Source organism: Cohnella sp. LGH (assembly GCF_017671885.1).
Lineage (GTDB): Bacteria > Bacillota > Bacilli > Paenibacillales > Paenibacillaceae > Cohnella > Cohnella phaseoli.
The window spans coordinates 8,783,868-8,810,503 of the sequence record NZ_CP072117.1; the positions used below are offsets into that span (position 1 = coordinate 8,783,868).

Annotated in this window: 23 protein-coding genes; 6 read left to right on the forward strand and 17 right to left on the reverse strand. The window is 55.7% G+C overall.

What is annotated here, in order from left to right; genetic code table 11:
• Nucleotide 1: 1 nt before the first annotated feature.
• Nucleotides 2-370: a response regulator transcription factor gene (locus J4772_RS36295; protein WP_209073616.1), complete on the reverse strand. Its 369-nt coding sequence runs from the start codon at nt 368-370 to the stop codon at nt 2-4.
• A 151-nt stretch (nt 371-521) separates the two neighbouring features.
• Nucleotides 522-725 carry a YwbE family protein gene (locus J4772_RS36300; protein ID WP_116060897.1) on the reverse strand — a complete coding sequence of 68 codons (204 nt, stop codon included), beginning with the start codon at nt 723-725 and terminating at the stop codon, nt 522-524.
• A gap of 324 nt (nt 726-1,049) precedes the next feature.
• Here J4772_RS36300 and J4772_RS36305 point away from each other — a divergent pair, with 324 nt between their 5' ends.
• The gene (locus J4772_RS36305) at nt 1,050-1,328 is read left to right on the forward strand and encodes an ABC transporter substrate-binding protein (RefSeq protein WP_209073617.1); all 279 of its coding nucleotides are present in this window, start codon (nt 1,050-1,052) and stop codon (nt 1,326-1,328) included.
• Between the two features lie 192 nt (nt 1,329-1,520).
• Nucleotides 1,521-3,779 (forward strand): putative bifunctional diguanylate cyclase/phosphodiesterase, encoded by a 2,259-nt coding sequence (locus tag J4772_RS36310; protein WP_209073618.1) that lies wholly within the window; start codon nt 1,521-1,523, stop codon nt 3,777-3,779.
• 89 nt (nt 3,780-3,868) lie between these two features.
• On the opposite strand, the gene J4772_RS36315 is transcribed toward J4772_RS36310, so the two are convergent.
• The 5 genes from J4772_RS36315 to J4772_RS36335 form a co-directional block, all read right to left on the reverse strand.
• Entirely contained in the window at nt 3,869-6,811 is a 2,943-nt protein-coding gene (locus tag J4772_RS36315; protein WP_209073619.1) for an S-layer homology domain-containing protein, read from the reverse strand.
• A gap of 296 nt (nt 6,812-7,107) precedes the next feature.
• Nucleotides 7,108-8,691, reverse strand: coding sequence for a DEAD/DEAH box helicase (locus tag J4772_RS36320; protein WP_209073620.1), 1,584 nt, complete (start codon nt 8,689-8,691; stop codon nt 7,108-7,110).
• A gap of 152 nt (nt 8,692-8,843) precedes the next feature.
• Entirely contained in the window at nt 8,844-9,533 is a 690-nt protein-coding gene (locus J4772_RS36325) for a hypothetical protein (RefSeq protein WP_209073621.1), read from the reverse strand.
• Nucleotides 9,534-9,614: 81 nt separating this feature from the next.
• The gene (locus tag J4772_RS36330; protein ID WP_116060903.1) at nt 9,615-10,058 is read right to left on the reverse strand and encodes a hypothetical protein; all 444 of its coding nucleotides are present in this window, start codon (nt 10,056-10,058) and stop codon (nt 9,615-9,617) included.
• Between the two features lie 20 nt (nt 10,059-10,078).
• The gene (locus tag J4772_RS36335; protein ID WP_209073622.1) at nt 10,079-11,380 is read right to left on the reverse strand and encodes an SPFH domain-containing protein; all 1,302 of its coding nucleotides are present in this window, start codon (nt 11,378-11,380) and stop codon (nt 10,079-10,081) included.
• A 287-nt stretch (nt 11,381-11,667) separates the two neighbouring features.
• Between J4772_RS36335 and J4772_RS36340 the strand changes: the two genes are divergently transcribed.
• Nucleotides 11,668-11,823 (forward strand): DUF1540 domain-containing protein, encoded by a 156-nt coding sequence (locus tag J4772_RS36340; RefSeq protein WP_094047117.1) that lies wholly within the window; start codon nt 11,668-11,670, stop codon nt 11,821-11,823.
• Between the two features lie 231 nt (nt 11,824-12,054).
• Here J4772_RS36340 and J4772_RS36345 read toward each other — a convergent pair whose 3' ends face one another.
• The 8 genes from J4772_RS36345 to J4772_RS36380 form a co-directional block, all read right to left on the reverse strand.
• A complete protein-coding gene (locus J4772_RS36345; protein WP_209073623.1) occupies nt 12,055-13,569 on the reverse strand; it encodes a gluconokinase in 1,515 nt (504 codons plus the stop codon).
• 65 nt (nt 13,570-13,634) lie between these two features.
• Entirely contained in the window at nt 13,635-14,711 is a 1,077-nt protein-coding gene (locus J4772_RS36350; RefSeq protein ID WP_209073624.1) for an ABC transporter substrate-binding protein, read from the reverse strand.
• A complete protein-coding gene (locus tag J4772_RS36355) occupies nt 14,708-15,520 on the reverse strand; it encodes an ABC transporter permease (RefSeq protein ID WP_209073625.1) in 813 nt (270 codons plus the stop codon). The genes J4772_RS36350 and J4772_RS36355 overlap by 4 nt, the downstream gene beginning before the upstream one ends.
• Complete coding sequence (locus tag J4772_RS36360; RefSeq protein ID WP_116060908.1) at nt 15,517-16,323, reverse strand: ABC transporter permease; 807 nt, start codon at nt 16,321-16,323, stop codon at nt 15,517-15,519. Before J4772_RS36360 ends, J4772_RS36355 begins: the two co-directional genes overlap by 4 nt.
• The gene (locus J4772_RS36365) at nt 16,320-17,441 is read right to left on the reverse strand and encodes an ABC transporter ATP-binding protein (protein WP_116060909.1); all 1,122 of its coding nucleotides are present in this window, start codon (nt 17,439-17,441) and stop codon (nt 16,320-16,322) included. The genes J4772_RS36360 and J4772_RS36365 overlap by 4 nt, the downstream gene beginning before the upstream one ends.
• Nucleotides 17,442-17,510: 69 nt before the next feature.
• The gene (locus J4772_RS36370; protein ID WP_209073626.1) at nt 17,511-18,353 is read right to left on the reverse strand and encodes a protein phosphatase 2C domain-containing protein; all 843 of its coding nucleotides are present in this window, start codon (nt 18,351-18,353) and stop codon (nt 17,511-17,513) included.
• Nucleotides 18,354-19,026: 673 nt separating this feature from the next.
• Nucleotides 19,027-21,048, reverse strand: coding sequence for an ABC transporter ATP-binding protein (locus J4772_RS36375; protein WP_209073627.1), 2,022 nt, complete (start codon nt 21,046-21,048; stop codon nt 19,027-19,029).
• Nucleotides 21,049-21,074: 26 nt separating this feature from the next.
• The gene (locus tag J4772_RS36380) at nt 21,075-22,826 is read right to left on the reverse strand and encodes an ABC transporter ATP-binding protein (protein WP_209073628.1); all 1,752 of its coding nucleotides are present in this window, start codon (nt 22,824-22,826) and stop codon (nt 21,075-21,077) included.
• 561 nt (nt 22,827-23,387) lie between these two features.
• Between J4772_RS36380 and J4772_RS36385 the strand changes: the two genes are divergently transcribed.
• Nucleotides 23,388-24,149: a threonine/serine exporter family protein gene (locus tag J4772_RS36385; protein ID WP_209077660.1), complete on the forward strand. Its 762-nt coding sequence runs from the start codon at nt 23,388-23,390 to the stop codon at nt 24,147-24,149.
• A gap of 19 nt (nt 24,150-24,168) precedes the next feature.
• On the forward strand, nt 24,169-24,603 hold the full coding sequence (locus tag J4772_RS36390) for a threonine/serine exporter family protein (protein ID WP_116060913.1): 435 nt from the start codon (nt 24,169-24,171) through the stop codon (nt 24,601-24,603).
• 52 nt (nt 24,604-24,655) lie between these two features.
• Here J4772_RS36390 and J4772_RS36395 read toward each other — a convergent pair whose 3' ends face one another.
• Nucleotides 24,656-24,823 carry a CxxH/CxxC protein gene (locus J4772_RS36395; protein WP_116060915.1) on the reverse strand — a complete coding sequence of 56 codons (168 nt, stop codon included), beginning with the start codon at nt 24,821-24,823 and terminating at the stop codon, nt 24,656-24,658.
• 58 nt (nt 24,824-24,881) lie between these two features.
• On the reverse strand, nt 24,882-26,213 hold the full coding sequence (locus J4772_RS36400) for a S1C family serine protease (RefSeq protein ID WP_209073629.1): 1,332 nt from the start codon (nt 26,211-26,213) through the stop codon (nt 24,882-24,884).
• A 220-nt stretch (nt 26,214-26,433) separates the two neighbouring features.
• Between J4772_RS36400 and J4772_RS36405 the strand changes: the two genes are divergently transcribed.
• Nucleotides 26,434-26,634, forward strand: a complete 201-nt coding sequence (locus tag J4772_RS36405; RefSeq protein WP_116060917.1) for a hypothetical protein — start codon at nt 26,434-26,436, stop codon at nt 26,632-26,634.
• Nucleotides 26,635-26,636 lie beyond the last annotated feature (2 nt).

A 26,636-nucleotide genomic window follows, 5' to 3' on the forward strand; every position in this document is an offset into this window, starting at 1 on the left:
GCTAACCCTGCCTTCGACGATATAGTACCTCTTGCACTCTCCCCACGACCTCTTCTCCGACAAAAGGTTTGCACATGTATTCATCGGCCCCGGCGTCTATCCCCTTCGCTCTGTGGTCGTCGCTGTTAAGAGCCGACAGGATGACTACCGGGCAATCGCTTTGGCGTCTGATCCACTGCAGGAGGGACATTCCGTCTATGCCGGGAAGCATGAGGTCCAGAAGGACAAGCGCAGGCCGTTCCTGTTCGAATAAAGCCACTGCGCTGTAGCCGTCATAGGCTTGCTCTACGGAATAGCCTGCTTTTCTGAGATACGCCTTGAGCACCATAGAGATGCTTTTTTCATCTTCGACGATTAATATCTTCTCCATCGCCTTCTCCTGGTCGACACGCCGATGTGATTGCTAATCCTTTATCACAAACCTGGCTTTTAACTTATAGTATACGGCTCAATCGTGTCGAGGTTATGTCGGGAGACTGCAATTTCTTTCCCGGGGGAATGAGGGGACAACCCCTTCCATTCTACTCCGTCACAATATTCTGTACCCGCCCAACCTGTCCATCCTGAAGCCGTACTTTAATTCCATGGGGGTGCTGAGGCGAGTTCGTCAACAGCTCTTTCACAATCCCCCTCGTCAGTTTGCCTGTTCTCTGATCCTGCTTCAGCACGATGTCGACTTGCAATCCCGGTTTCACGTCGCTGCGCAGCTTTCCGTTGCCTGCCATTTCTATTCGCTCCTGCCGTAATTCGATGTTTTCCCTATTGTACTATAAACCTCATTCAGAGCCTAAATTGAAAACAGAATGATGCTTCTATTCAGCCTCGACCCCCGTTGCGAACAAGCTCCTGACACTCCCCCAAATTCCGTCCATCCAAAACTGATAAAAAATCCATTGCTCCCCGCCGCCGAACGGAGTAAGATGTAAAGCGATTATTCAAATGAGAATCATTATCAAATCAAGGGGAGATTCATCTATGCCAGCCTCGTTTCTTAGAAAAACAGCTATCCGACTCTTTACGACGCGTTCGGATTCGCAATTCCTCCCAAGGTGACCGAGCTGTTCGCGAACAACCCGGACGAGCTGTGGGCAACAATCTCCCTGGAGAAGCTGCCGGACTATGCGGGAGACCGCCTCTTCCTTATTGCCCAGAACGGCACGGAGGAAGGCAAGAAAGCGGCCGAGGAGCTGCTGCAAGGTCCAATCTGGAAAAGCCTGCCGGCCGTCCAAAACGGCAAAGCCTATGTCGTAGAGGACCGCTGGGCGATGAACGACCCGCTGACGCTTGACTGGCTGCTCGACGAGATGGCCGCTCTGCTCTCCAAGTAGTGCTGATTCTGACAAGAAGCCCCCACGGAAACTCTCCGTTGCGGGCTTCTTTTTCCGGAATAAGAGCCGCCCCGCGCGGCTAATCGACCGAAAATGACAACTTTCTCCGTTTTCCGATAACAATCTTAACAATTATAGCTTAAACTGGTTGTATCGCTACTAACATGGATCGCATCCGGGGTGACCTAGCTCATGTTCAACACCATCTCCGCAACCGAACGATTTACCGCCATACCGGCGAAGATTTGGCTCACCCTGGCATGCGTAACGCTGGTTTTGGGCAGTCTGGTCGCTTATGTATCCGACATCTATCGGAGCAATCTCCACCGGGAAATCAATCGCGATACCGCATACGAGCTGTCCGCCAACGCCTCGGCCTTGACCGCCGCTATCCAAAGCAGACTGCTGCTTACCAATGGAGTCCAGGCTTTCGTCGTCAATGAGCTTACACATGCCGGCTCCATATCCCAGTCACGATTTCGGACCTTTGCCGAGAATTTCATGAACCATATTCCCGGCATTCGAAATCTCTCCATCTATCCGGATGGAATTGCCCAATTCGTATATCCCTATGAGGGCAACGAGAACATTATGGGTCTGGATGTATTTCATCATGAGGACCCGGAAGTCCGAGACAACGCAGAACGAGCCAGACAATCCGGCGAAATGACGATTCTCGGTCCGCGCGTGCTGACCCAGAACGGGCTGGGTCTGCTCTCCAGACAAGCTATCTTTCGTAACGGCCATTTCTGGGGCTTCGTATCCGTCGTGCTCGATATCGCTCCGATGCTTCAAGAAGCCAATCTGTACAATGGAGATAAAGGCATCGATTTCGCCATTAAAGGCAACTCCCTTCGTCTGATGGGCGATCCCGATCTGTTCGCAGAGGCCGCTGTCGTCAAAACGATCAAAATAGGCGACGGAGTCTGGGAGATGGCAGCCGTCCCTAACCGCGAGAAGCTCGAGTCCGTGGCGTTCAAGGTACGCGTTTTCCAGTCCATCTGCGGCGGCTCGCTGCTCCTGGTTATCTACTTTCTCTATGTGCAGCTGACGCAGAAAGCCCGACTGCAGCAGCTGGTGACGGAGCGCACGCACAATCTCGAGATTGCCAACGAAAAGCTGGAAGCCACCTTCGAACAGCTAACGGAGGCCGCATACCGGGACGCCGTTACAGGGCTGCACAACCGAACTTATTTTAACGAACAGTTAGTGGAAAAAATCGAGCAGTGCCGCTTGGCCGGGGAAACCTTGGCTCTTCTGTACCTCGACCTCGACCATTTTAAAATGATCAACGATACGTTAGGCCATATTCACGGGGATATGATGCTCAAGGAGACGGGAGAGCGGTTGGCCGAGCTCTCTCTTCCCGAAGCGGAGATTTTGCGCATCGGCGGCGATGAATTCACGTTCATCATTCCCCGCATCGAGAACATGGATCAGATCCGCCGGATCGCGCATCAGGTTCAAGAGCTGTTCCAGTCGCCGTTTATCCTTCGGGGCGCAGAGCATTTTATGACTACCAGCATCGGCGTAGCTCTCTTCCCTTTGCATGCCCAAGACAGCGCTTCGCTGATCCGCAATGCGGATCTAGCCATGTATCGGGCCAAGGACGAAGGCAAAAACCAATTCCGCGTCTATGACGTGACGCTTAACCCGAATGCCGAAGAAACCATAGAGATCAAGAACAGCCTTCGGGTAGCGCTGGCGAATGACGAATTTATCGTCTATTACCAGCCCCAGATCGCCGTTGACACCGGCCAAGTCGTAGGCTTGGAAGCGCTGGTGCGCTGGGTGCATCCGACGCGAGGGCTCATCCCGCCCAACGATTTCATTCCGATCGCGGAGGAGACCGGGCTGATCGTCCCCATCGGAGAACGGATATTGCAACTGGTGTGCAATCAGAGCAGAGCCTGGCAGGATGCCGGATTTCCCCCGATTCGCATCGCGGTTAACCTATCGGCCAGACAGTTCGCGCAGAAGGACCTCTCCCAGCGAATCTCTTCGATCGTCGGGAAGCATCGGCTTGACCCGCAATACATAGAGCTGGAAATTACCGAAAGCCTGGTCATGAAAGAAGGCATGCAGCCTGCGTTGCATTCGTTGCGAGAGAAAGGCTTCACCATTTCGATCGACGACTTCGGCACCCAGTACTCCTCCTTAAATTATTTGAAGCTTCTGCCCGTGGACAAGATCAAAATCGATCGGTCCTTCGTCAAAGGCATCGCACGAGATCGCAAAGACGAAGCCATCATCGTCGCCATGCTGCTTATCGCCAGCAGACTTAATCTGACCGTCATCGCGGAAGGCGTGGAGACCGTCGAACAGCTGTCATTCCTTCAGCAGAACAATTGCCACGAAATCCAAGGCTTCATCTTCCATAAGCCCAAGCCCGCAGAACAGATTACGGAGCTTCTGGCGTCGCAATCGCATCGCAAAGGGACTGTCTCCTAAGCAAAAAGAGTCGTACAAGATAATCGATCATCTTGTGCGACTCTGCTTTTGAGACAGCTTTTTTATGTTATCTTCCTCGTTGGGTCTGTTTACCCGCCTATCGGCGCTGCCGCTCTATATGCTGCGATAAGCTCAGTCAGTGCATCGATATACTCCTGTACAGTCGAAGCCGGGTTCGATTGCACGCTTTCAGCGTCGGCGATTTTGGCAGCCAAGGCGGCATTGTTTACCGTTGCCTGCCGCGACCCTGCAAACAACAACATATCCTCCAATGCGCTCTCAACCGTCGGGATCGTCACGCTGACCGTCTTAGTTGTCTTATTTTTACCGCTGACGCTCACCTCGATCTCGACCTCGTACTGAAGATCGGAGCCGGTCGTATTATAGTTGTTCAGCTTCAGATAGCCGTTACCTTCTCCTGTAACCTCCAAATAAGTCGCATCCGTTACGGAAACCGGCGGCGTTATGCTCTTAATGGTGAAGTCCGTTTTCGAGCCCAATGCCCCGTTCGCTTGCAGATAGACGGTATCCGTAACTGAAGTATAGGCATCTAGCGTAAAATCGACGAATTTATTCGCCTGCTCGGCCGCATAGTTGGCTTCCGACGAAATGTCGTAATAAAGCACCGGACTGATCTCTTTATTCACGCTTTTAACAGATATGCGGATCGTGCTTGCTCCCTCTCCGAAATCCATGGGATCAAACTCTGCCGCGGTTTCCCCTTCCGCTACAGTATAGGAAGTATGCCGATACTCGCCCACATCCGCATATACAACATCTCCGGCAGAAAGGTTTTTTACCCGCAGCACATCTTGAGCTCCATAGTTATTCTCGTAATAGATGTCTCCCGGCTGCGGCGTTTTGCTGATCGCCTCTGCGTATTTCGGCGTCGGCGGAGTGTTCGTCATTTCGTTTTTCTCCGCGAACGTCACACTCGCTCCGTCTATCGTCATTTCGAAGACGTTCCAGTAAATCTCGGTGCCTTCGCCCGTCGGAATGGCATAAGTCGCCGACGGGGTCGTTTCCGAGCCTACGTATACTTCTACGCGAGCGTTCGACTGGCGAAGCGTGCTGATGCCGGAGAAATGGTGCACATAGAACTGATACGTACCGTTTACGCGCTGGCGAATCGTCGTTGTTTCCGGTCCGTAGGAAGTGACATCGTCGATATCCAGATCCGCGTACACTTCTCCGTTATAACGATGAACCTTGTCTCCATACCAGGTATGGAAGCCGCTGCCCGCCGGCGTCGGTCCGAGCAGATGAGAGTCCTCGTCTCTTGGGTTCTCTCCCCAAACCAATACGATCCGAATTTCTCCCGACTTCGGAATCGTCACGGCCGTAGCGTCTTGACCGGGATTGTAGCCGCCCGCAGACAAAGACACCCCTACAACGAAAGTCGTCAAGTAGCCTTCCTTGATGATTTCCCCCAGATAGACGCCGAGAGCCACTTGAACCACATAATATCCTCTCTCGTTCGTTTCGGCCGTTGCGACTACATCGCCCGTCTCATTGTTCACGCCGCGGCGGAACTTGATTTTCGCGCCCGCAACCGGGTTGCCTTGGGCGTCAATAATCGTTCCCGCAAAGCCGTAAACTGTCGGGGATCCGCCGCCATTTGAACCGGAACTGCTGCTGCCTGTGTTCGAGTTGGTTCCGGTCGTAGCCGCCGTTCGGCCGTTTACCGTCGCCTCCACGTTATCGGCTACGACGACTCGACCCGGAGTCTGCGCGATCGTAGCTCCGCTGGCATTAATCGTCGCCGTGCCGATCGAGCCTTGTCCGGTGACTTTAGCAATGGCATTCAAGACCAACGATGCGACGTCGGCGCCGTTGCCGATCTCCAGATTCGTATTTCCTGCCGATTGCCCGACGAGAAGCTCGGCAATCGCGCCCGATTCCAAGTTAATATTCAGAGAAGTCGCGATAACGTCTACCGTCTCGAATCTGCCCGACAGCTCCACGTTAGCGTTGGCCGGGATTGCTTGGGACAGGACCAGGTCTCCGAAACCGCTGCCGGTCAAGTTCGACTCCACGAGCCGCGCACCCGATTGCAGCGTAATTTCCTCCACCGTGGTCGAACCTTCGGCAACGATTCGGATGCTTCCGTCCTTCTTGTTGACGATCACGGTCAACACGACCGAGTCTTGAAGGTGGATACTGTTTTTGCCGCCTCCGTTGATCGTCGTTTTGCCTTTGACCGTTACTTGATTCAGATACACGTCGCCCTCGCCGATGCTCTCGGCAAGAAGCAAATCTCCTTCAATGACCATATTGTTCAGAGTAACTCCGCCTGCGGTAACCGCGACGGAGCCCTTAACCGTCGTAGTCTGCGACTTGGAGCCGTATACGCCAGCCTTATCGTAAGTCGCTTCGTAGACTGGCTGCTTAACAGCCGATTTGGCCACGATACGATCAATAACCGTGACAGCCTCTGCGCGGGTCAACCCGTCATGCGGGCGGAACTTGCTTCCGGACGCGCTCATCAATCCGTCAGCGATGACAGCAGCGATAGCCGCCCTGCCTTGGGAGGATATACCGGCAGTATCTTTAAGCGCTCCCGCTCCTGCCGCTTGCTTCAGCTTGCCGATTCGGGAGATCATGATTGCCGCTTCAACGCGCGTAATCGTCTTATTCGGCTTGAAGGTTTGATCCTGATAACCGTTTATGTATCCTGCGGCTTGCGCCTTTGCCACATCGGCATAATACCATGCCGTAGACGATACGTCTTTGAACGCGATTCCCGCCTCTTCGGAATAAGCGTAAGCCCGGTTAACGAAGCTAGCAAACTCCGCTCGCGTAACCGTCTGATCGGGCTTTAACGAGCCGTCTCTGAAGCCTTTGATATAGCCTTTGTCCGCCCATTCCTTCATCACCTTCTCGGACCAATGCCCTACGACATCGGCTCCAACCGGCTTCTGGTTCGCCCCTGCGGAATCGGTCGCCGCTGCAGCGGTACCGACAATGCTTAGCATGAGACAGAAGGATAGTAACAAAACTGCAATTTTCTTGCCCGCAACGCCAATTCTCATTCTCCGCCAAGCCTCCGTATTCAAATAACTGCTTGTCCGAACATTTTACGACATTTGCCCTATGAAATAGTCTAAAAGTTCGACATATCGAGTATAACCCTTGGCATATACTGGGTAAATAGGTGCTTTGCACCTTTAACTAAATTTAAGGCTCAAATCCCCGAACCCTAACAGACTAGCCCCATTTTTAGAACGACTAAAGATGGACTAATAAAAAAGCCTCCGCTTCATCGAAGAAGCAGAGACTTTTTTTAGTTGATAGGACTACACTCGATGGCTTATTTCCGTTTGGCCGCTTATCTTCCCCGCTGCGCTCCGCGGCCGCCACGGCCGCCCGTCGGACCGCGCTTGGGGCCGCTGCCTCCTGCGCCGAACTTACCGCCGCCTCCGAATCCCGGAGCGGATCTCGGACCGGACTTCTGACCGCCTTTCGGGCTTGCCGCCCGGCCGCTCCCAAAGCCGCCGCTCTTAGGCTCGGCAGAACGATCGCCCCGCGGAGCCTTCGCTTTCGCCGCGCCGTATCCCGGGCCGCCGCCACGCTCGAATCGCTCGCCTTTAGCCCCGCCTCCCGAGCGGCTTCCTCTCCCGGCTTGCGCTTCGGACGCGCCTCTTCGCCCCTGCCGGCCGGACGAACCGCCGCCTCCAGCCGAACCGCCGCGAGCCGAGCTCGTGCGGGCGCCTTCGCCGCGCGGGCGATGCTCGCTGCCCGGCCGTCCATACCCGCCGCTGCTGCGCGGGCCTTGCAAGCTCCCGCCGTCCAGCGGCGCGCCTTCCGGACTTCTGCGCTCCATCGCCATCTGGATGCCGTTCTCAATGTCCCCGAACTCCCGACGATCCTTCGGCGCGATCAGTGTAATCGCCAGCCCTTTTTCCCCGGCGCGGCCCGTCCGGCCGATTCGGTGGATGTAGCTTTCTACATCAAGCGGAACATCGTAGTTAAACACATGGGTTACGCCTTCGACGTCAAGCCCCCGTGCCGCAACGTCCGTAGCGACCAACAGCTGCAGCTTCGCGTCGCGGAACCTTTTCATCACCTGTTCCCGTTTCGCTTGGGACAAATCCCCGTGCAGCTCGTCCGACGCGTAGCCCATCTCCTGCAGCGCGACATTCAGCGTATTGGCCCGCCGCTTCGTCCGGCAGAAAATAATGCTCAAATACGGCTGCGTCTCCTCCAGCAGCTGGACCAACGTGGTCTGCTTGTTCCGATCCGTCGTCTCCACGACCCATTGACGAATATCCTTAACCGTGATGCGCTCAGCCTTCACCGTAATATGCTGCGGGTTACGCAGAATTCTTCCCGCCAGCTCGCGAATAACCGGCGGCATCGTCGCCGAGAACAGCATCGCCTGCTTCTTATAAGGCGTCTGCCGCAAAATCTCCTCGACTTCCTTCAGGAAGCCCATATGCAGCATTTGATCCGCCTCGTCGAGCACTAGCATCTTCACGCCGTCCAGCAAGATCGTCTCGCGGCGCAGATGATCAAGAAGTCTTCCCGGCGTCGCCACGATCAGATGCATGTCGCCCTTCAGCTTATGCAGCTGAGCCTCCACGTCCTGACCGCCGTATACGGCCAGCACCTTGATGCCGTCCTCCCGCTTCAACAGCTTCTTGATCTCTCCGGTAATCTGGATCGCCAGCTCGCGAGTCGGCGTCAGAATAAGCCCCTGCACCAGGGGCACATCCGTTCTGATCTTGTCCAGCATCGGCAGCACGAACGCCAGCGTCTTCCCGGTTCCGGTCTGCGCCTGGCTAATCACGTCATGGCCGGCCTTGACGACCGGAATCGTCTCCTCCTGCACCGGCGTCGGCTTCACAATGCCCATCGCCTTCAATATTTCCACGCGTCCCTCGGACACGCCCAATCCCGTAAAATCCGTCACCCGGTCCACTCCATCCTGTTAGTCCCTCTGACAGCTCTGCCCAACGAGGTGTTACTCTCTATCCTACCACAACGGGCCGCCCGACATGTAGTGTGTCCCTTATGCCAGGGGCAGCGGCTTCAACGTTCCTCCGAGCGGACAGTTGCCTGCGTCTAGACCGAGAGCATATTCCCGCAAAACTCGCATTCTTTCCGCTCGCCGGGAACAACCTCAGAGCTCGATCCGCAGCCGGAGCAGATGACGGCTACCGTCTGCGCCCTTGGCGTCCGTACGGCAGCTCCTCTTTCCGTGCTTGCCGCGGCTTCCGCGGACGATGAAGCCGCGGGTGAACTGCGACGAGTGACCGTGATCCTTCCTGCCGAGTCCAAACTGGCGTTCGGAAATAAACCTGAAGCCATCATGAAGCTGATGTCCTGCGTAACGTTCTTTGAGCTTTCGCCCGTAAACTGCGCCAGACCGCTTACCGTCTGCACGCCGTCATCCAGCGTCAATTGCTTGTATCTTATATAAAGCAACTGCATCTTCTTATTCCGGGCATTCGCCAGCACGTAGAAGACAATCCCCGGCGTTACGAGGATAACAGCCATCACGACCGCCACAAGAATCAAATCCGCGACAGTCGTGGTAGGATCGCTCGACAGGGCCAGTATGAGAATGAGCACGCACAACGCATAGAAGGTCATAAACGCATGTCCGACAATTCGATAGTCCTGCGCGCGCAAGTGATTTACCGGACTATGCAGCGCAAACCGGATCAAGATCAGCAGAATAGCCACCGGAAAGAAGAGTACCGTGGCGGCGATAATGAATGCGCTGTGGATTTTAGGAGAATTGATTTTCATAACAGTCTTGCCTCGCTTTTTCTTCTTGTCTGCCTGCGAATCTGCAGCCTGTCAAATGCTTAATCTTCCGATTGCCGCCGCTTATGTTCCTTGCTCCTGTCTGGCGGCATTTCTCAAATAGATCGTCAGCAAACCCAATAGGATCGCCGCCGCGCCCACTACGATAAACTGGATCAGCCCATAATAGAAGGACGATATATTCAGCGCCACGGAAAAGACCAGCATCAACACCAAAGTCCCAACCCAGGACAGTCCCGCAACAATTCCCATGGCGATATACACGGGGAGCAGCCTGCGCGATGCGGGGCGATTGCCCAAATAGTGCACCGCGATCCCGTACAAGAAAGTCTCCCCCAGAACCAACGTCGACAGCGTAATCCAGATGTGGTTGGCTCTGCTGGAAGGCAGTCCGAGCAATAGCACCAGAGCCGCAGTAACGAGCAAAGCCGCTGCATAGATGAACGTCGCGATGCGAGCGAAGCTCTTGGCCGAGTCGTCATCCTTCTGCAAGCTTGTCGTATTCATCCCTATTCGTTCCCCCCTTTCTATTCGATCAGCTTAGTGCCGCATTCCAGACAGAATTTCTGGCCCGGCTTTACCTCATGCTGGCAGTTACCGCACTTCAACGCCATGCTCGTGCCGCAGTTCGGGCAGAATTTGGCCGCAGGATCGCTCACCTTGGTTCCGCACTGGCGGCATGCGACGCCACCGATGGCTTGCCCGCACTTCGCGCACTGGGTCGCTCCTTCCGGATTGTCCGCTCCGCACTTCTCGCAAGCATTATTCGGATCGCCGCAGTGCAGGCAGAACTTTGCTCCGACAGGAAACGTCTTGCCGCAGTTGCTGCATGCTACCTCTTCCGCAGAGGGAGCCGCCGCATAATTATGCCCGCAGGAGATACAAAATTGGGCATCCTGGCGATTCATCGTCTGACATCTCGGACAGGCTTTGTTGTAGCCGCCGCCCACGTTCATCTGACCGGCCAAACCCGACACCTGGTTGCCCATCGCGCCGCCGATGCCGAAGCCCATGCCGAGTCCGATTCCCGCACCCATCACGTTCGCGCTGCCGCTCCCCTCGTTCTTGGCTGCTCCCTCCAGCGTATCGAAGGTGCGCTCCTGCTGATACGTATAGCCGAGAATGTCCATCTCCGCCCGCTTAGCCAACGCTTCTTTCAGCCGGACCGTCGCCGGATCGTCATCCGGAATATTGATGGAATCGATGAAGAAATTCAATATTCGGATGCCGAATTCGGCAAATATCGGCTGAATGCGTTCCTCGACATGCTTGGAGATTTCCGACATATACGCGTTGATCTCCAAAATGCTGATCTTCTTGAAGACCAGGTAAGAGGAAATCAATTCCTTAATATTCATCATCAGCACGCCGCGAAAATGACGAATCATCGCGTCCTTGTCAAACAACGGGATTTTACCGATCAGCTTGAGCAGAAACTTCCGCGCATCCTCGATCTGCAGACCGAACTGGCCGAAAGAACGCACCGATACGATTATTTGATATTTCGGGTCCTGCAGTTGCAGCGGAGTCGCCGTACCCCATTTCACGTCAAGCGCATGAAGCTTGTTGACGTACCAGACCTCCGCGGTGAATGGCGAACGACCGCCGAACGGGAGATTCACGATCTCCTGCAAGAACGGGATATTGGCCGTACTCAGCGTATGGCGGCCGGCCAGGAACGAATCCAGCGCTCGGCCCCCCTTGAACAGAATTGCTTCCTGCGATTCGTTCACAATTAACTGGGTCCAGGTTCCCAGCTCCTCATTCGGATATTTCCACGCGAACACGTCTCCGGGTCCGTCGAATTTAACAACTTCAATAATAGCCATCTTGCACCCTCCCCTGTGACTTTAACAGCGACTTCATCCGATATCTCGCTGTATCCTCTCTCCGTCACGATTCTCCATTATCCGACTATTGAACTATTCTACGTCAAGAAAATTTTTCCTCTTCCTCCGCTTCCATTTTCCGAAAGTTTTCCCTGGTGGCCTCAAGCTCAATGTCGCGCACGCACGCACAAAAACCCCGTAAACCGTCCCAACGGGAAAGTTTACGGGGTTCAGCACGTATAAAGCCATTCGGATGGACCATCCTAATGAAAGGAGGTGAGCATACTATGGCCAAAGACGTTCTGTGCGAAGTGAATTCGTGCAAGTACTGGGGACCCGGGAACGAATGTCACGCCTCTTCGATCTATGTCGTGAACAACCGGAACAAGCAAGCGTCCCATTCCGAAGAGACCGACTGCAAAACCTTCGAGCCGAAAATGTAATTCGTGCGACTACACGGAGCATTTACGGTTTGAGAGCCAAGGGCTTTCCTTTCCGGCGCTTTCTGCTGAGAGGAGAGCTCTTCTCTTATTCCCTCGGAGGAGGCCCCGGATTTAACAGTCGGCCTGCCTTCTTGTCCGGCTCCTCAGTATTGTGCCCAACAATGAGAATTATTATCACTCACAAACCCAAACTTTGTAGAAATTCGCTTCTACTGCTGCGCACGCCTACGGTTACAGCGAACGCCGCTGAAACTGCGTCAATTCGGCGAAGCGCTCCAGCAGCCCGTCGCGCGAACGCTCATAGATCGCGAACAGCTCCCGATAGACCGCATGCCGCTGCGAATCCGGCTGCAGCCGCTGCGCGATCGGTGCCCATTCCTTGGCGCTGCTCAGATCCGCCAGCTGTCCCAGCCCCTGCATCGCCATCATCGCCGCCCCGAACGCGGAAGCCTCCGTCACGCGAGGGACGGCCACCTCCTGCCCGAGCATATCGGCCAGCATCTGCAGCCATAACGGCGATTTGGCAAAGCCCCCCGAAGCGCGAATCTCGGATGCCGGACCGGCCAGTTCGCGCAGCGATTCCGCGACCGACAGCACCGCGAACAGCACGCCTTCCAGCCCGGCCCGTACGAAGTGCGCCTGACCGTGGCCGAGATTCGCGCCCAGATACGTGCCTCTCGCTTCCGCATTGTAGATCGGCGCCCGCTCCCCGGACAGGAAGGGCAGGAACAGCAGCCCGTCCGCACCCGCAGAGACGCCAGCAGCCGCTTTCAACAGCTCTTCGATCGTCTTGCTCCCTCCGAACAGGCTGTCCCGCATCCACTGCAGCACGATCGCTCCATTATTTGTAGCGCCCCCGATCACATACGAGCCATGCGCCACGCTATAGCAGAACGTGCGCATTCTCTCGTCGGTCAACGGCTTGTCCGTAATCATTCGCATCGCCGCGCTCGTGCCGATCGTGACCGCCGTATCGCCCGGGCCGACCGCTCCGACGCCCAGATTGGCCAGCGCCCCGTCGCTCGAGCCGAGAAAAAACGGCGTGTCCGGCCGAAGCCCCATATCGTCCGCCAGCGCACGATCCATTCCTTGCAGTCGGTATGTGACCGGCCGCACGTCCGACAGCTTGTCCGCGTCCAGCCCCGCAGCCTGCAGCGCTTCTTCGTCCCATGTGAGAGTATCCAGGCTCAGCAGACCGGTCGACGATGCCAACGACGGGTCCACGGCCCACTCCCCGAACAGGCGGTAGATGACGTACTCCTTAATCGATACGAACCGGCGCGCTTCCGCCCACACCTCGGGCCGGTGCTCCCTAAGCCACATCAGCTTCGGAAGCGGCGACATCGGATGAATCGGCGTGCCTGTCCTTCGGTAGATCGCCAGACCGTTCAGCTCCTCGCGAATCCGCCGAACCTGGGGCTCGCTGCGCCCGTCCGCCCATGTAATGCTCCTGGTGAGCGGGCGACCGTTCTCATCCACGGCTATTAAGGAATGCATCGCCGTGCTGAAGCCAACGGCGGCGACATCTTCTCCGCTCAGGCCGCTCTGGGCTAGCGCTCCGCATACGCTCTGAGCCAGAGCGCGCAAAATCGTCTCCGGCTCCTGCTCCGCCCAGCCCGGCTGCTCCTGCAGCAGCGGGTATTCAACCGCCAAGCTGCCGAGCTGACTTCCGCCCTCTCCGAACACTACGCTTTTGGTGCTGGTCGTGCCTATATCGATGCCGATGATCGCTTTTCCGTTGTGCATGGGGCCTATTCTCCTATCTCTTCTTTGCTGCTTTAGGTATCGTTCTCCGCTTCCTATCTCATTCGCTACTTCCTATGCATCTTGAATTCCAGGAATAGCTCGTTGTAATGCGACAGCATCTTTTTCCCCAAATTCTCGTACACCTCAAGCTTGTCGGTCAGCTCCGGCGACGGGTAGAAGCGCTCATCCTGCGCAATATCCTCCGGCAGCAGTTCAAGCGCCTTCGCGTTCGGCGTCGAGTACCCGACATATTCGGTGTTTCGCGCTGCAACTTCAGGGTCCAACATAAAGTTGATGAATTGGTGCGCCCCGTCCAGATTACGCGCCGAATTCGGAATGACCATATTGTCGAACCACAGGTTCGAGCCTTCCTCCGGCACGACATAGTCCAGACTCTCGTTCTCCGACATAATCTCGGATGCATCGCCGGACCAGACGACGCCAACCGCCGCCTCTTCCCCGGCCAACAGCATCTTGATCTCGTCGCCGACAATCGCTTTAATGTTCGGCGTCAGCGTGCTCAGCTTGCGCTTGGCTTCCTGCAGATGCTCCTCGTTCGTATCGTTAAGCGAGTAGCCCAAGCTGTTCAAGCCGAATCCCATAACCTCGCGCGCCCCGTCCACAAGCAATATCTGATTGCGCAGCTCCTCGTCCCACAGGTCGTCCCAGCTCTCGAACGTCTGCCCTTCTCTCAGCAGCGTCGGATTGTAGATAATGCCGACCGTGCCCCAGAAATAAGGAATCGAATATTCATTCTCCGGATCGAAGCTCAGACCAAGAAAACGTTCATCGATATTCACCAGATTCGGAAGCTTGGAGTGGTCGATAGGCAGCAACAGCTTTTCTTCCTTCATCTTGCTGATCGCATACTCCGAAGGAATCGCGATGTCGAACACCGTGCCGCCCTGCTCAATCTTCGTCATCATCGCTTCGTTGGAATCGAACGTCTGATAGATCACCTTGATCCCCGTCTCCTCCTCGAATTCGGCGATCAAGTCCGGGTCGATGTAATCTCCCCAGTTGAAAATCGTAATGGTATTTCCACCCGAATAGCCCTGCGACGAATTGAGCTGCGACGTCCAGTACATCACCCCGAGCGCTACCGCAAACACGCCCGCAAACAACCTGACCAGCTGCTTCATGGCTGAACGACCCCCCACTTCGTCTTGCGGTTGTCGCCGCGCCGGGTCAAGAAATAGTAGCCGAGCACGAGCGTAATCGTAAACAGGAAGATCAGCGTCGACAGCGCATTAATCGAAGGCGAGATGCCTTGGCGCGCCCGCGAGTAGATTTCCACCGACAGCGTCGTATAGCCGTTGCCCGTGACGAAGAACGTTACCGCGAAGTCGTCCAGCGAATAGGTGAGCGCCATGAAGAAGCCCGCGAAAATCCCCGGTCGGAGGAACGGGATAATGACCTTCGTGAGCACGCCCCAACCGCTCGCGCCCAAATCCCGGGCGGCGTCGATCAGCGTCGGACTCATCTCCTGCAGCTTCGGCAGCACCATCAGTACGACGATTGGCACGCTGAACGCAATATGCGACAGCAGCACGGAAGTAAAGCCGAGCTGAATGCCCAGCATCGTGAAGAAAATCAGGAACGAGGCGCCGATAATGACGTCCGGGCTGACGATCAGTACGTTGTTCATCGCCAGCAGCGAGTTGCGCTGCCTGATTTTCCGCACCCGCTGGATGGCGAGCGCGCCGATCACGCCGAGAATCGTGGAGATCGCCGACGACAGCAGCGCGATAACGACCGTATTCAGCACAATGATGAGCAGGCGCGTATCCTGGAACACTTCCTCGTACCATTCCAGCGTAAAGCTTTCGAAGCCGTGCATCGTGCCCGCGCTGTTGAACGAATAGTACATGAGATAAAGAATCGGCGCATACAAAATGACGAACACGGCCACCAGATACACATTGGCGAGCTTTCCGTTTTTCATTTTCATCGGATTCGATTCCTCGCTCCCCGGTTGCCGGTCATCAGCATAATGACGGCCATGACAATAATGAGCAGCACGGCGATCGCCGAGCCCATGCCCCAATCCTGCGTCACGAGAAAATGCTGCTCGATCGCCGTACCCAACGTCACGACGCGATTGCCCGCGATGAGCCGGGTGATCATGAACAGCGACAGCGCCGGAATGAATACGGCCTGGCAGCCCGCCTTCACTCCTTCAAGCGTCAACGGAAACACCACGCGGCGGAACGTCATCCACGGCGATGCTCCCAAATCCCGAGAAGCGTACAGCAGCGACGGATTGATCTCCTCCAACGCGTTATAGATTGGCAGGATCATAAACGGAATGAAAATATAGACCGACACGAACACGAAGCTGAAGTCGGTAAACAAAATCTGCTGCGTGCCGATGCCGACGGCTTCGAACACCGCATTGACGAAGCCGTACGTCCCGAATAGGCCGATAAAAGCGTAGGTTTTCAGCAACAGGTTGATCCAGCTTGGCACGATGATCAGCAGCAGCCAGAGCTGCTTGTGCTTCGTCCGCGTCAGCCAATACGCCGTCGGATACGCGACCAGCAGCGAAAACGCCGTAATCAGCAGCGCGTACCAGAACGAATTAAACGTCATGCGCAAATAGACCGGGGTTAGAAACTTCTCAAAATTTCCCCAAGTAAAGTTGCCATCGACATCGAAAAACGAATTGTAAACGATCAGCACGATCGGAGTCGCAACAAACAGCACCATCCACGCCGCGTACGGAATAAGGTAGAGATTCCGCGTCCGGGTCATCGACCGTCACCAGCGGCGCCCGCCTGCGCAGGATCCGAGTAAGCTTCGAGCCGCTTGTCGAACTCCTCCTCCGTCTCGCCGAAGCGCATGACGTGGATCGCTTCCGGATCGAAACGCAGCCCGATGCTGCTGCCGACGACCGCCTTCTTCGTCGAATGGACGAGCCATTCGTTGCCGGCCTTGTCGTAGCCGCTAATCTCGTAATGGACTCCGCGAAACAGTTGGCTGTCGACCTTGATCTCCAGATTGCCCTGCTCCGGCTCCGTGATCTCCAGGTCCTCCGGACGGATCATGATTTCCACCGGCTCGTTCGGGGAGAAGCCTTGGTCCACGCAATCGAACTGCTTCCCGGCGAATTCCGCCCGGAAGTCGGCTATCATGCGTCCCGGCACGATGTTCGATTCGCCGATGAAGTCGGCCACGAATCGGTTGATCGGCTCATCGTAGATGTCCGTCGGCGTGCCGCTCTGCTGGATATCCCCTTCGTTCAGCACGAAGATTTCGTCCGACATCGCCAACGCCTCCTCCTGGTCGTGCGTGACGAATACGAACGTGATGCCGAGCCGACGTTGCAGCTCCCGCAGCTCGTACTGCATCTCGGTTCGCAGCTTCAGGTCTAGCGCCGATAACGGCTCGTCCAACAGCAGCACCTCCGGCTCGTTGACGATCGCCCGAGCGATCGCCACCCGTTGGCGCTGCCCGCCGGACATCTCCGTAATTTCGCGATCCTCGTACCCCTCCAGGTTCACGAAGCGCAGCGCTTCCTTCACTTTGTCGGCGATGACGGCATTTTTCAGCTTCTTGATGCGCAAGCCGAAGGCGACGTTCTCAAACACGTTCAGGTGGGGAAACAAAGCGTAATCCTGGAATACCGTATTCACTTGACGCTTGTCCGCCGGAACGTTGTTGATCACCTTGCCATTGAAGTAAATGTTCCCTTCCGTCGGTTGAATAAACCCCGCAATCAAGCGCAGAATCGTTGTTTTCCCGCATCCAGATGGCCCGAGCAGCGTGTAGAACTTGCCTCGCTCGATCTCGAAGCTGACCCGGTTCAACACCGTACTCCGATCGTATTGCTGCTTCACGCCCTCGAACCGAATGATCGTCTTGTCCGTCATCTCCGATTATCGTCCTCTTTTCCGGGCTATCTATCGCCTCTAATCAATTGACTTCATTATACAAAATTATTACTCAAAATAAATGCGGATGGCCGTCTTGTCGTCAGCGACTTTAAGTCGCGTATATTTGCCTTGCTGCGATTCGTCGTATTCGTTGGCAATCAGCCAATCGACATAACCGGACAAGCCCTTCTCGTCGATCAGCGCAACCATATCGGACATCGAGGGGGTCGGCTCGCCGGACTTGCGGGGCAGGAACAGGCCGTCCGTCAATACAAGAAGAGAGGATAGCTGAATCCGATTGAGTCCCCCGTGCTCAACGTAATGCTCCAGCTCGGGCTCGCCGTTCAGAATCGCGTAGCCTTCCGAAGTATTCGTCTTCAGCCGATTTTGCTTGATCGTCTCGTACACGCGCGAGCGGACTTCGTCCGGGGGCAAGCCCTCCTTCGAGTACCGTTCCCAGAGAAGGCGCGACTTCTCGTCGAAATGATCGACTTGATCGTGCGTCACTGTACGAACCGTACCGTCCTTGTAGACGGCTACCAACATGCAATCCCCTGTCTGAGCGTACTCGATCTGATGCTCGCCGATGCGAACGACAACGATTCCCGCCGCCCACAGCGCATTTTTATCGTTCACTTCGACTCCGCGTTCCAGCATCGCCGTCCGAATCCGCTCATTGGCCTTTAGCACCAAGCTTCTCAGAGGCGCGCAGCCGGCCGGCAATCCCGAAGTCTCGAATACTTCCTTGGCGATCCGCGAGGCCAGATAGCCTCCCGTTTCAACGCCGACGGCGCTCGACAGCGAGGTCGCCCCGTCCAGCACGCCGTAGATCCGCTCCCGCTCGTTCAGAATGAGAGCGTCCTCGTTCCATTCGTTGCACCCTTGCACAGTAAGATGTTCGATTTTCATATCGTATCCCTCCGCTCGTTACATGTTCTCTCTTGTCTGCGCTCGCAAAATCCGTACACTATCTATTATTGCTCTCTTCTCTGATCGTACAAGTGCTTTCTGGACTGTTCAACCAAGATCATTGATTTTTATGCAAGACATCTTGACCATAAAATAATGAAATGGGAATACAAATAAGAAGAGGAGTGCGCACACAGCGTGCGAACTCCTCACTTCGGTCGTACACAACGTGCGAGCAAATCCTTATTTATAGTAAGCTACTAGTAGAGCGCTCCCGAAATAACGTAATGAAGCTCATTAGAGATTTATAAACCGACTGAGCAACGGTTAGAGCGACAAATCGCGGTGCCACAAGGCTGTAAGCCCGTTGGGCAACGTTAGAGCGACAAATCGCGGTGCCACGAGGCTGTAAGCCCGTTGGGCAACGTTAGAGCGACAAATCGCGGTGCCACGAGGCACCCAAAATTCCGACTGGGCAGATTTGCAGTTTTCCGACATCATGATTGCATTATTTTTGAATCGATCTACTAGTTACACACTTTTTTTCAAGGATATTGGATCTTCTATGTGCTTCGGCGGACTACCAATTCCATAAAGCACCATTCCGGGAGTCCCCCTATAAAGTGAAAAGAGAACCCGCCAGCTCCCTGCCAGCGGATTCTTCTGTTCCCTATTACGCCACACCCTCCGCCGAGCCCAGCTGCAACTGATACATAGCGAAATACTTGCCGCCCTGCTGCATTAGCTCGTCGTGGTTGCCGCGCTCTACGATCTTGCCGCGGTCCAGCACAAGAATCTGGTCGGCCGCGCGGATCGTCGACAGTCGGTGCGCGATGACGAACGTCGTCCGGCCGCGCTTCAGCACATCAAGCGCCGCTTGGATGATCGCTTCCGTCTCGGTGTCGATGCTGGCCGTCGCCTCGTCGAGAATCAGAATCGCCGGGTCGAACGCCAGCGCCCGAGCGAAGGAGATCAGCTGTCGCTGTCCGGCGGACAGCGTGCTGCCCTTCTCGATAACCGGCTCGTCAAGGCCGCCGGGCAGCTGCATGAACATCTCGTACGCGCCGACGTCGCGAAGCGCCTGCTCCACCTTCTCGCGCGTGATCGACGGATCGTCAAGGCTGACGTTCGACGCGATCGTTCCCGTGAAGAGGAACGGATCTTGAAGCACGATGCCCATGTGCTGTCGAAGCTGCTGCTTCGACAGCTCCCTTACGTCGATGTCGTCGATCGAGATCGTGCCGCGCTCCACGTCGTAGAAACGGAACAGCAGGTTGAGAATTGAGCTTTTGCCCGAGCCCGTATGACCGACCAGTGCAACCGTCTCGCCCTGCTTAGCGGTGAACGAGATGTTCTTAAGCACGTCCTCGCCCGGCTTGTAAGCGAACGAAACCTCTTTGAACTCGACATTCCCTTTGTAGCGCTCCAGCTTGGCGTTGGAAACTTTGATCCCCGGCTCATCAAGCAGGGAGAACACCCGCTCCGCCGATACCCGCGCCACCTCCAGGTTGGATAACTGGTTGACGATCCCGACAATCGGCTGCATCATCCGGTTCATATAATCGATAAATGCGTACAGTACCCCGACCGTTACGGCCGCTCCCAGCCAGTCTCCGGCAAACATCCAGACCACCGCCATAAACAGCACGTTCCGCAGCACGTTGACCAGGTTGTGAGAGGTGATGGAGTTCAGCGACAGCAACTTGTTCTGATACTTGAAATATTCGTCGTTCATTTCGTGGAACTCGCCCATCGTTTCCTTTTCCTTGCGGAAGGCTTGGATGATCGGCATCCCTTGAATCGACTCGTTGATCATGCCGTTGATGTCGCTCAGCCGCGAGCGAATGACATGATTGTACTTGGCCGCGAACTTGCGGTAGACGATAATCCAGACGTACAGGATCGGAACGAACGGCAGCGCGATCAAAGCCAGATTCGTATCCAGCACGAACACCGCGCCGAGGATCGCGACGATGTAGATGATGCCGGAGAAGAAGTTCGCCAGCACCGATACATACAACTCGCGGATCGCTTCCGTATCGTTCGTCACCCTGGCCACGACTTTGCCCGCGGGCAGATTGTCGAAGTATTGCACCGGCAGGCGCTGCAGATGCCGGAACACATCGTTGCGCATCTGGCGTACGATCCGGTTCGCGGATACTTGCAGCAGCAGCCTCTGCCAGTAAGCGAGCACGCCTCCGAGCAGCAGCAAGCCGATATAGGTAATCGCCAGCAGGAAAATGCTGCGGAACTCCGGCTTGTAGAAATCGTAAACCTCGTCCTTCGTGAGCTTCGCCGCGGGGTAGCTCAGGATGGTGCCGTCCTCTCTAGCGATCGTAAGCACGCCATCCGCGAAAGTCCGTTTGCCGGTATTCGGAATATCCGCCGCGTCTACAAAATAATAGCTGCGGCCCGATTGCAGAATACGGACCTCTTCCCCTTTTGTCTCGCCCGACGAGAAATGATCTTCCCGTTTATACCATCCCTCCCCGTAAGGGACGGCGTATTTCTCATCCTGCTTCGTTTCGTACCAAGGCTTCTCAATGCCCATAATATTCGTATCGATCATTCGCTTGGCCAAGAACGGCCCGACCAGCTCGACGCCGACTGCCAGCAGCAGCAACGCCAGCGCCAGAAGAATCGGCCTCTTATAGTTCCAGGCGTATCTGAACAACCTTTTCCCGTTAACTCCCATTTCGATGCTTCACCCGCATTCCTTGTTTAATTCTCTACGACCGAAGCCAGTTGCTGCCGATCGTACTGCTCTTTATACCATCCGCCCAATTGGAGCAGTTGTTCGTGTGTTCCCTCTTCGGAAATCCGGCCTTCGTCGAGAACGACAATCCAGTCGGCGTGCTGCACGGCGGACAGCCGGTGCGTCGCGATGATCGTCGTCTTCCCGGCCCGCTCGGTGCGAATGCCCTCCAGAATTTCCGTCTCCGTCTTCGCGTCGACCGCCGACAGCGCATCGTCCAGCATGAGAACTTCCGGATCGGAGATGACCGCCCGCGCGATACTGACCCGCTGTTTCTGTCCTCCCGACAACGCTACGCCCTTCTCGCCGACGAGCGTCTCCAGTCCGTCCGGCAGGAACGCCACGTCCTTGCGGAACGAAGCCAACTCCAGCGCTCGGTTCAACCGCGCTTCGTCGCCCGCTTCATCCTTCGTACCGAACCAGATGTTCTCGCGGATCGTCTTGCTGAACAGAATCGGCTGCTGCGGAACGTAGCCGATCCAGCCGCGCAGCCGGTTCAATTCAACCTCGGTCACCGGCACTCCGCCGACCGTCAGTTCGCCCGCGCCCATCGGATACTCGCGAAGCAGCTGTTTAAGCAGTGTTGTTTTCCCGCTTCCCGTGCGGCCGACGACGCCAAGCGTTTGCCCGCGGCGCAGAGTGACGGAAACGTCGACGAGATTGTCGATGGACGAAGAAGGGTAGCGGAATGTAACACCGTTGAAAACAATCGATTCCGGCACCTCAACCTCTATCGGGTCCTCCGCATCCGTGACGTTCGGTTTCACGCCAAGCGTCTCGCTGATCCGATCGAGCGACGCATTGCCTCGCTGCATAATGTTAATCAGTTCTCCGATGGCGAACATCGGCCAGATAAGCATGCCGAGGAACATGTTAAACGATACCATCTCGCCGAGCGTAATATCTCCTTGGAACACCAGCACCGCTCCGTAGCACAGACCGATCAGGTAACTGGCACCCACCAGTATTTTGACGGTCGGCTCGAATAGCGCATCGATCTTGGCGACGCGTATGTTGTTTTCCAGAACGTGATCGGCAGACTCGCTGAACCGCTTGCGGTCGGCCTGCTCCTGCACGAACGCTCGAATGACGCGCACACCTGATACCGATTCCAACACCTGGTCGTTCAGATTGCCGAAAGCATCCTGAGCCTTCATGAACCGATCGTGAATCTTCTTGCCGAAATGCTGCATCAGCAGCGCCATGATCGGAAGCGGCAGCAGCGCGGCCAGCGTCAGCTTCCAGCTGATCGTACCCGCCATAACGATGAGAATCGTCAGCATGAACAGCGTCGAATCGATCAGCGTCAATATCCCGAATCCGGCCGTCACCGCCACTGCGCCGAGATCGTTCGTCGCTCGCGCCATCAAGTCTCCCGTGCGGTTACGCTCGTAGAACGTAGGGCTCATTTTCAGAAAATGCCGCATTAGTCGCGAACGCAATTTCCGCTCCAGCACGAACGCCCCGCCGAACAATTGATAGTGCCAAATATAGCTCAGGCCGTAGCTGGCAACCGTCAGACCGCCCCAGAACAGCATTAGCTCCATCAGTCTGCCCGCCGTCAGCGTCTCTTCCTGAATTCCGTCGATCGCTACTCCGATCAGCTTCGGAGGAACGATGTCGATGATACCGACGATCGTCAGCAGGACGATTGCAACCGTGTACCTCTTCCAGTGCATTTTGAAAAACCAGCTTAACTTCTTCAGTACGATAAACATCTATAAACTCACACCCTTCTCGATAAGACGTCTTGCCGCCCAATGACGAACAAGCCGTCGCACAACCTTGTGAACAAAAAAGGCATACCGCCCGTAAGCGATACGCCTTCGAGGATGATGACTCATCCTCCATCGCCAACGGAGCTTATGTCGACTTGTCAAAGACCGCCGCAATTGCTCCGAAAGCGATAAAAAAGGCGCACGATTACGTCACGTAACCATGCGCCCTGCCGCTAAAGCTAGAAGAATCATGCCATTCTTCCGGCTTTAGCAGTCGTTTGCGAGAGGGTTACGGGAATGAATGCCGACAACACCGCCATGATTGGCGATGAATCCAGTAAAGTGACCGTTTCTCATTTCCGTACCCCCCTTTCCGTTCATTAAGAATCTATTTGACACTTTAACATCGGCCCCCGAGCACTGTCAACAGGCTAACGAAAAATAACTTGAATTTTTTTACTTCCGTCCTTATCGAGTCGAGAGAGGCTGAAACAACAGTTGGACTCTATCTTAATCCGGCTATAATAGAGTTAGTTGAAGAACGGGAGAGAGCCAACCTTGATTACCTATCCGGATTCCCATGGTCGTACTATTTCGGAGCTATGCTTATTGGCCGGAAAAATTATATTGCAGAGCGGCGGGGAGACGCAGCGGGTCGAGGATACGATGACCCGGATTGCCGCGGCCAACGGATTTCCCAAATCGCAATGCTATGTGACGCCGACAGGGCTTTTTTTCGACCTCGGCGGAGCGAATCCCGTCACCCGGTACGTTCGTATTTCGGAACGATCGACAGACCTGAGTAAGGTGACCCTTGTCAACGAGGTTTCCCGCAAAATCAGCCTTGGCGAGCTGAACGCCGAAGATGCGCTGGCGCGGCTCCAGCATATCGAGCGGGCGCGCGTCGTCTACCCGGCTTGGCTGCAGATCGCCTCGGCCGCGGTGGCGAGCGGCTGCTTCCTCATCATGTTCAAGGGGGGCTGGAGCGACTTCGTTCCGGCCATGCTGGCGGGAGGCATTGGATTTGCTTTGCTGCTTCTGCTTCATCGACTCGTGCAGATCAGATTTTTCGCCGAGTTTCTATCCGCGACAATTATCGGAGCACTGGCGATTGCATTCGTTCACACAGGCTTCGGGCATGAGCTCGATCGAATCATTATCGGTTCGGTCATGCCGCTCGTCCCGGGATTGCTCATAACGAATGCCGTACGCGATCTGATGGCCGGGCACCTGGTATCCGGGCTGTCTAAGGGGGCCGATGCGCTGCTGACGGCTTCGGCGATCGGCGCGGGCATTGCCGTCATGCTGTCCGCATGGAGCTAGAGAGGAGGAACCGCGTATCATGACAACCCTATTTGAACAGCTGGCGACGAGCTTCGTGGCTTCGGCGGCGTTCGGCCTGATCTTTAACGTGCCTAAGCGCGGCCTCGTACAGTGCGGCATCGTCGGCATGCTCGGCTGGGCGCTATATGTCGTGCTGACGCAGCAAGCGGTGAACGCCACGATCTCTACCCTGATCGCTGCCGGCTGCGTCGCCGTGCTGAGCCAGATTATGGCCAAGCTGTACCGGATGCCGATCATCGTATTTAACGTATCGGGCATCATTCCGCTTGTTCCCGGAGGGCTGGCTTACAACGCGATGCGCAGCGCCGTGGAGAACGAGTTCGACGCCGCCCTGCAATCGGGCATGCAAGCCTTCATGCTCTCCGGCGCTATCGCCATGGGACTTGTTCTGTCCGAGGTAATCAACCAGGCCATTCGCAGATCTCGCTTGTAATTAAAAAAGGTACGCCATCCCCTAAACAGGAGAAGCGTACCTTTATCCTCGCTCACACGACCAATATTTCCGCCGGATTGCCGCACCACTCGCAGTGCTCGGGCGCAGTCCAGGCGGAGAACGCCGTCGTCTGGAGATTCACCAAATCCGGCGCGTCCTCGTATTCGTCCACAAATTTATCGATAGCCAATTCCACGTGCTCCCGGCATACGCAATACATTCCGTTAGTCCCTTCAGTTCGCATCGTCTGCTTTGTACTCCAAGTCCGCGCTTCTCCGCTACTCCTGCGCATCCGCTTTTTCCGTCAATTTCACGTCTAGTGTGTGCTTCTTGCCATCGCGGTAGTAGGTAACCTTCAGCGAATCCCCGATTTTCTTGGAATGATACAAATATTTGCGAAGATCCAGTGTGCTCCCTATCGCCGTGCTGTCCAGAGCGATAATAATATCGTTGAACTTCAGCCCCGCATCCAGAGACGGTCCTACCGCCTCCAGCACGATCACGCCTTTGGTCACTCCTTTGGGAACGACCGGCTCCGCAGGCTCGAAGGCCTCGCCATCCGTCTCTTCGCGCAGCTCGCCGGTATCCTCGGATCCCTCTTCCTCGTCCGGATCATCCAGGCCGTTCATCTCTATGCCGTCCAGGTAGTAGCCGAGATTCATCGTATAGACGCCCAAATATGGACGAGACACTTTGCCCTTCTCCATCAAGGCGTTCAACACGGGGACCGCCTGATCGATCGGAATCGCGAAGCCGATGCCCTCGACTCCTCGATCGGCCACCTTCATGCTGTTGATCCCGACCAGCTTGCCGTTCAGGTCGACCAAAGCTCCGCCGCTATTGCCTTGATTGATCGCAGCATCCGTCTGGATGACCTCCTGCTCCCAATCGTAATTGCCGTCCTGGTTGATCGATACCGGAATGATCCGCTTCGTCGACGAGACGATTCCCTGGGTCAGCGAATCCCCGAAGCCCAGCGGGTTGCCGATCGCAATCACCATCTCTCCGACGCGAAGCTTATCCGAGTGCCCCAGCTCCACGACCGTATTGATTCCGTCCGCCCCTACCTCCAGCACCGCCAGATCGGTAATGATATCCTTGCCGACGATGGTTGCCTTTTTCCGCTCCCCGCCAACCAGTACGGCTTGAATTTCCCCTGCGTCCTGAATAACGTGGGCATTCGTAATAATATAGGCCTTATCGCCCTGCTTCTTGAAAATAACGCCCGAGCCCATGCTCGTATTGTACGGCAGCTCGCCTTCCTCGAAATCCCCGGCTTCCTGCAGCTCCAGCGCCTGAGTTGTCAAGTTGATGATGCTGACGACAGCCGGCCTTACTTTCTCGGAAGCGGAAATAATCCTCTCCGACGTCTCGACGTACGATTGCCCCCCGGCGATCGCCGGCATCGACTCCGGCTCGGGGCTTCTTCCGCCGCCTCCCCATAGCAGGAAAAGCGCAGCTACGAGCACTGAGCTGGTCAGCGACGAGATCAGCGCGATTCTAAGCGTCGATCCGGGGCGTAAGCCCGAAGCCCGCGAACTCCCGCGCGGCCAATATCGCGAGCGGCGCCTGACTCGCGTAGAATAGAAATCATCATCGAACAAACCCATCGCCCTGCACCGTCCTTCTCCGGAAAGCCGCTCGCTCCCATTCTCTCCGCTGCGAACTTCCTCTATATCTATTCTAGCTGATCGCGGCCAATCTAATCATGCAAAGCTGAAATTCATAGGAATGTTTCTTAGGGTTTTGACTAGAATAGTAATAGAATACAGGTGGACAAGCAAGTGATTTCCTCTCATCATCTCTATGTAAAGAAAGGAAGATTAGCCAATGAAAACTGCGGAATTCGGTTGGCAATTTCTCGACCTTGCCTCTCAGGTGTCCGATATGAAGCACGACAACTACAAACAGCTTCTTGCGCTTAGCACGCTGATCGAGCTTCTGGTCGACAAGGGCATTCTGACCCCGGAGGAAATCAGGCAGAAAGCTTCCGAAATGGAGACCGAGCTGAATCGGCAGCTTCTATTGTAACT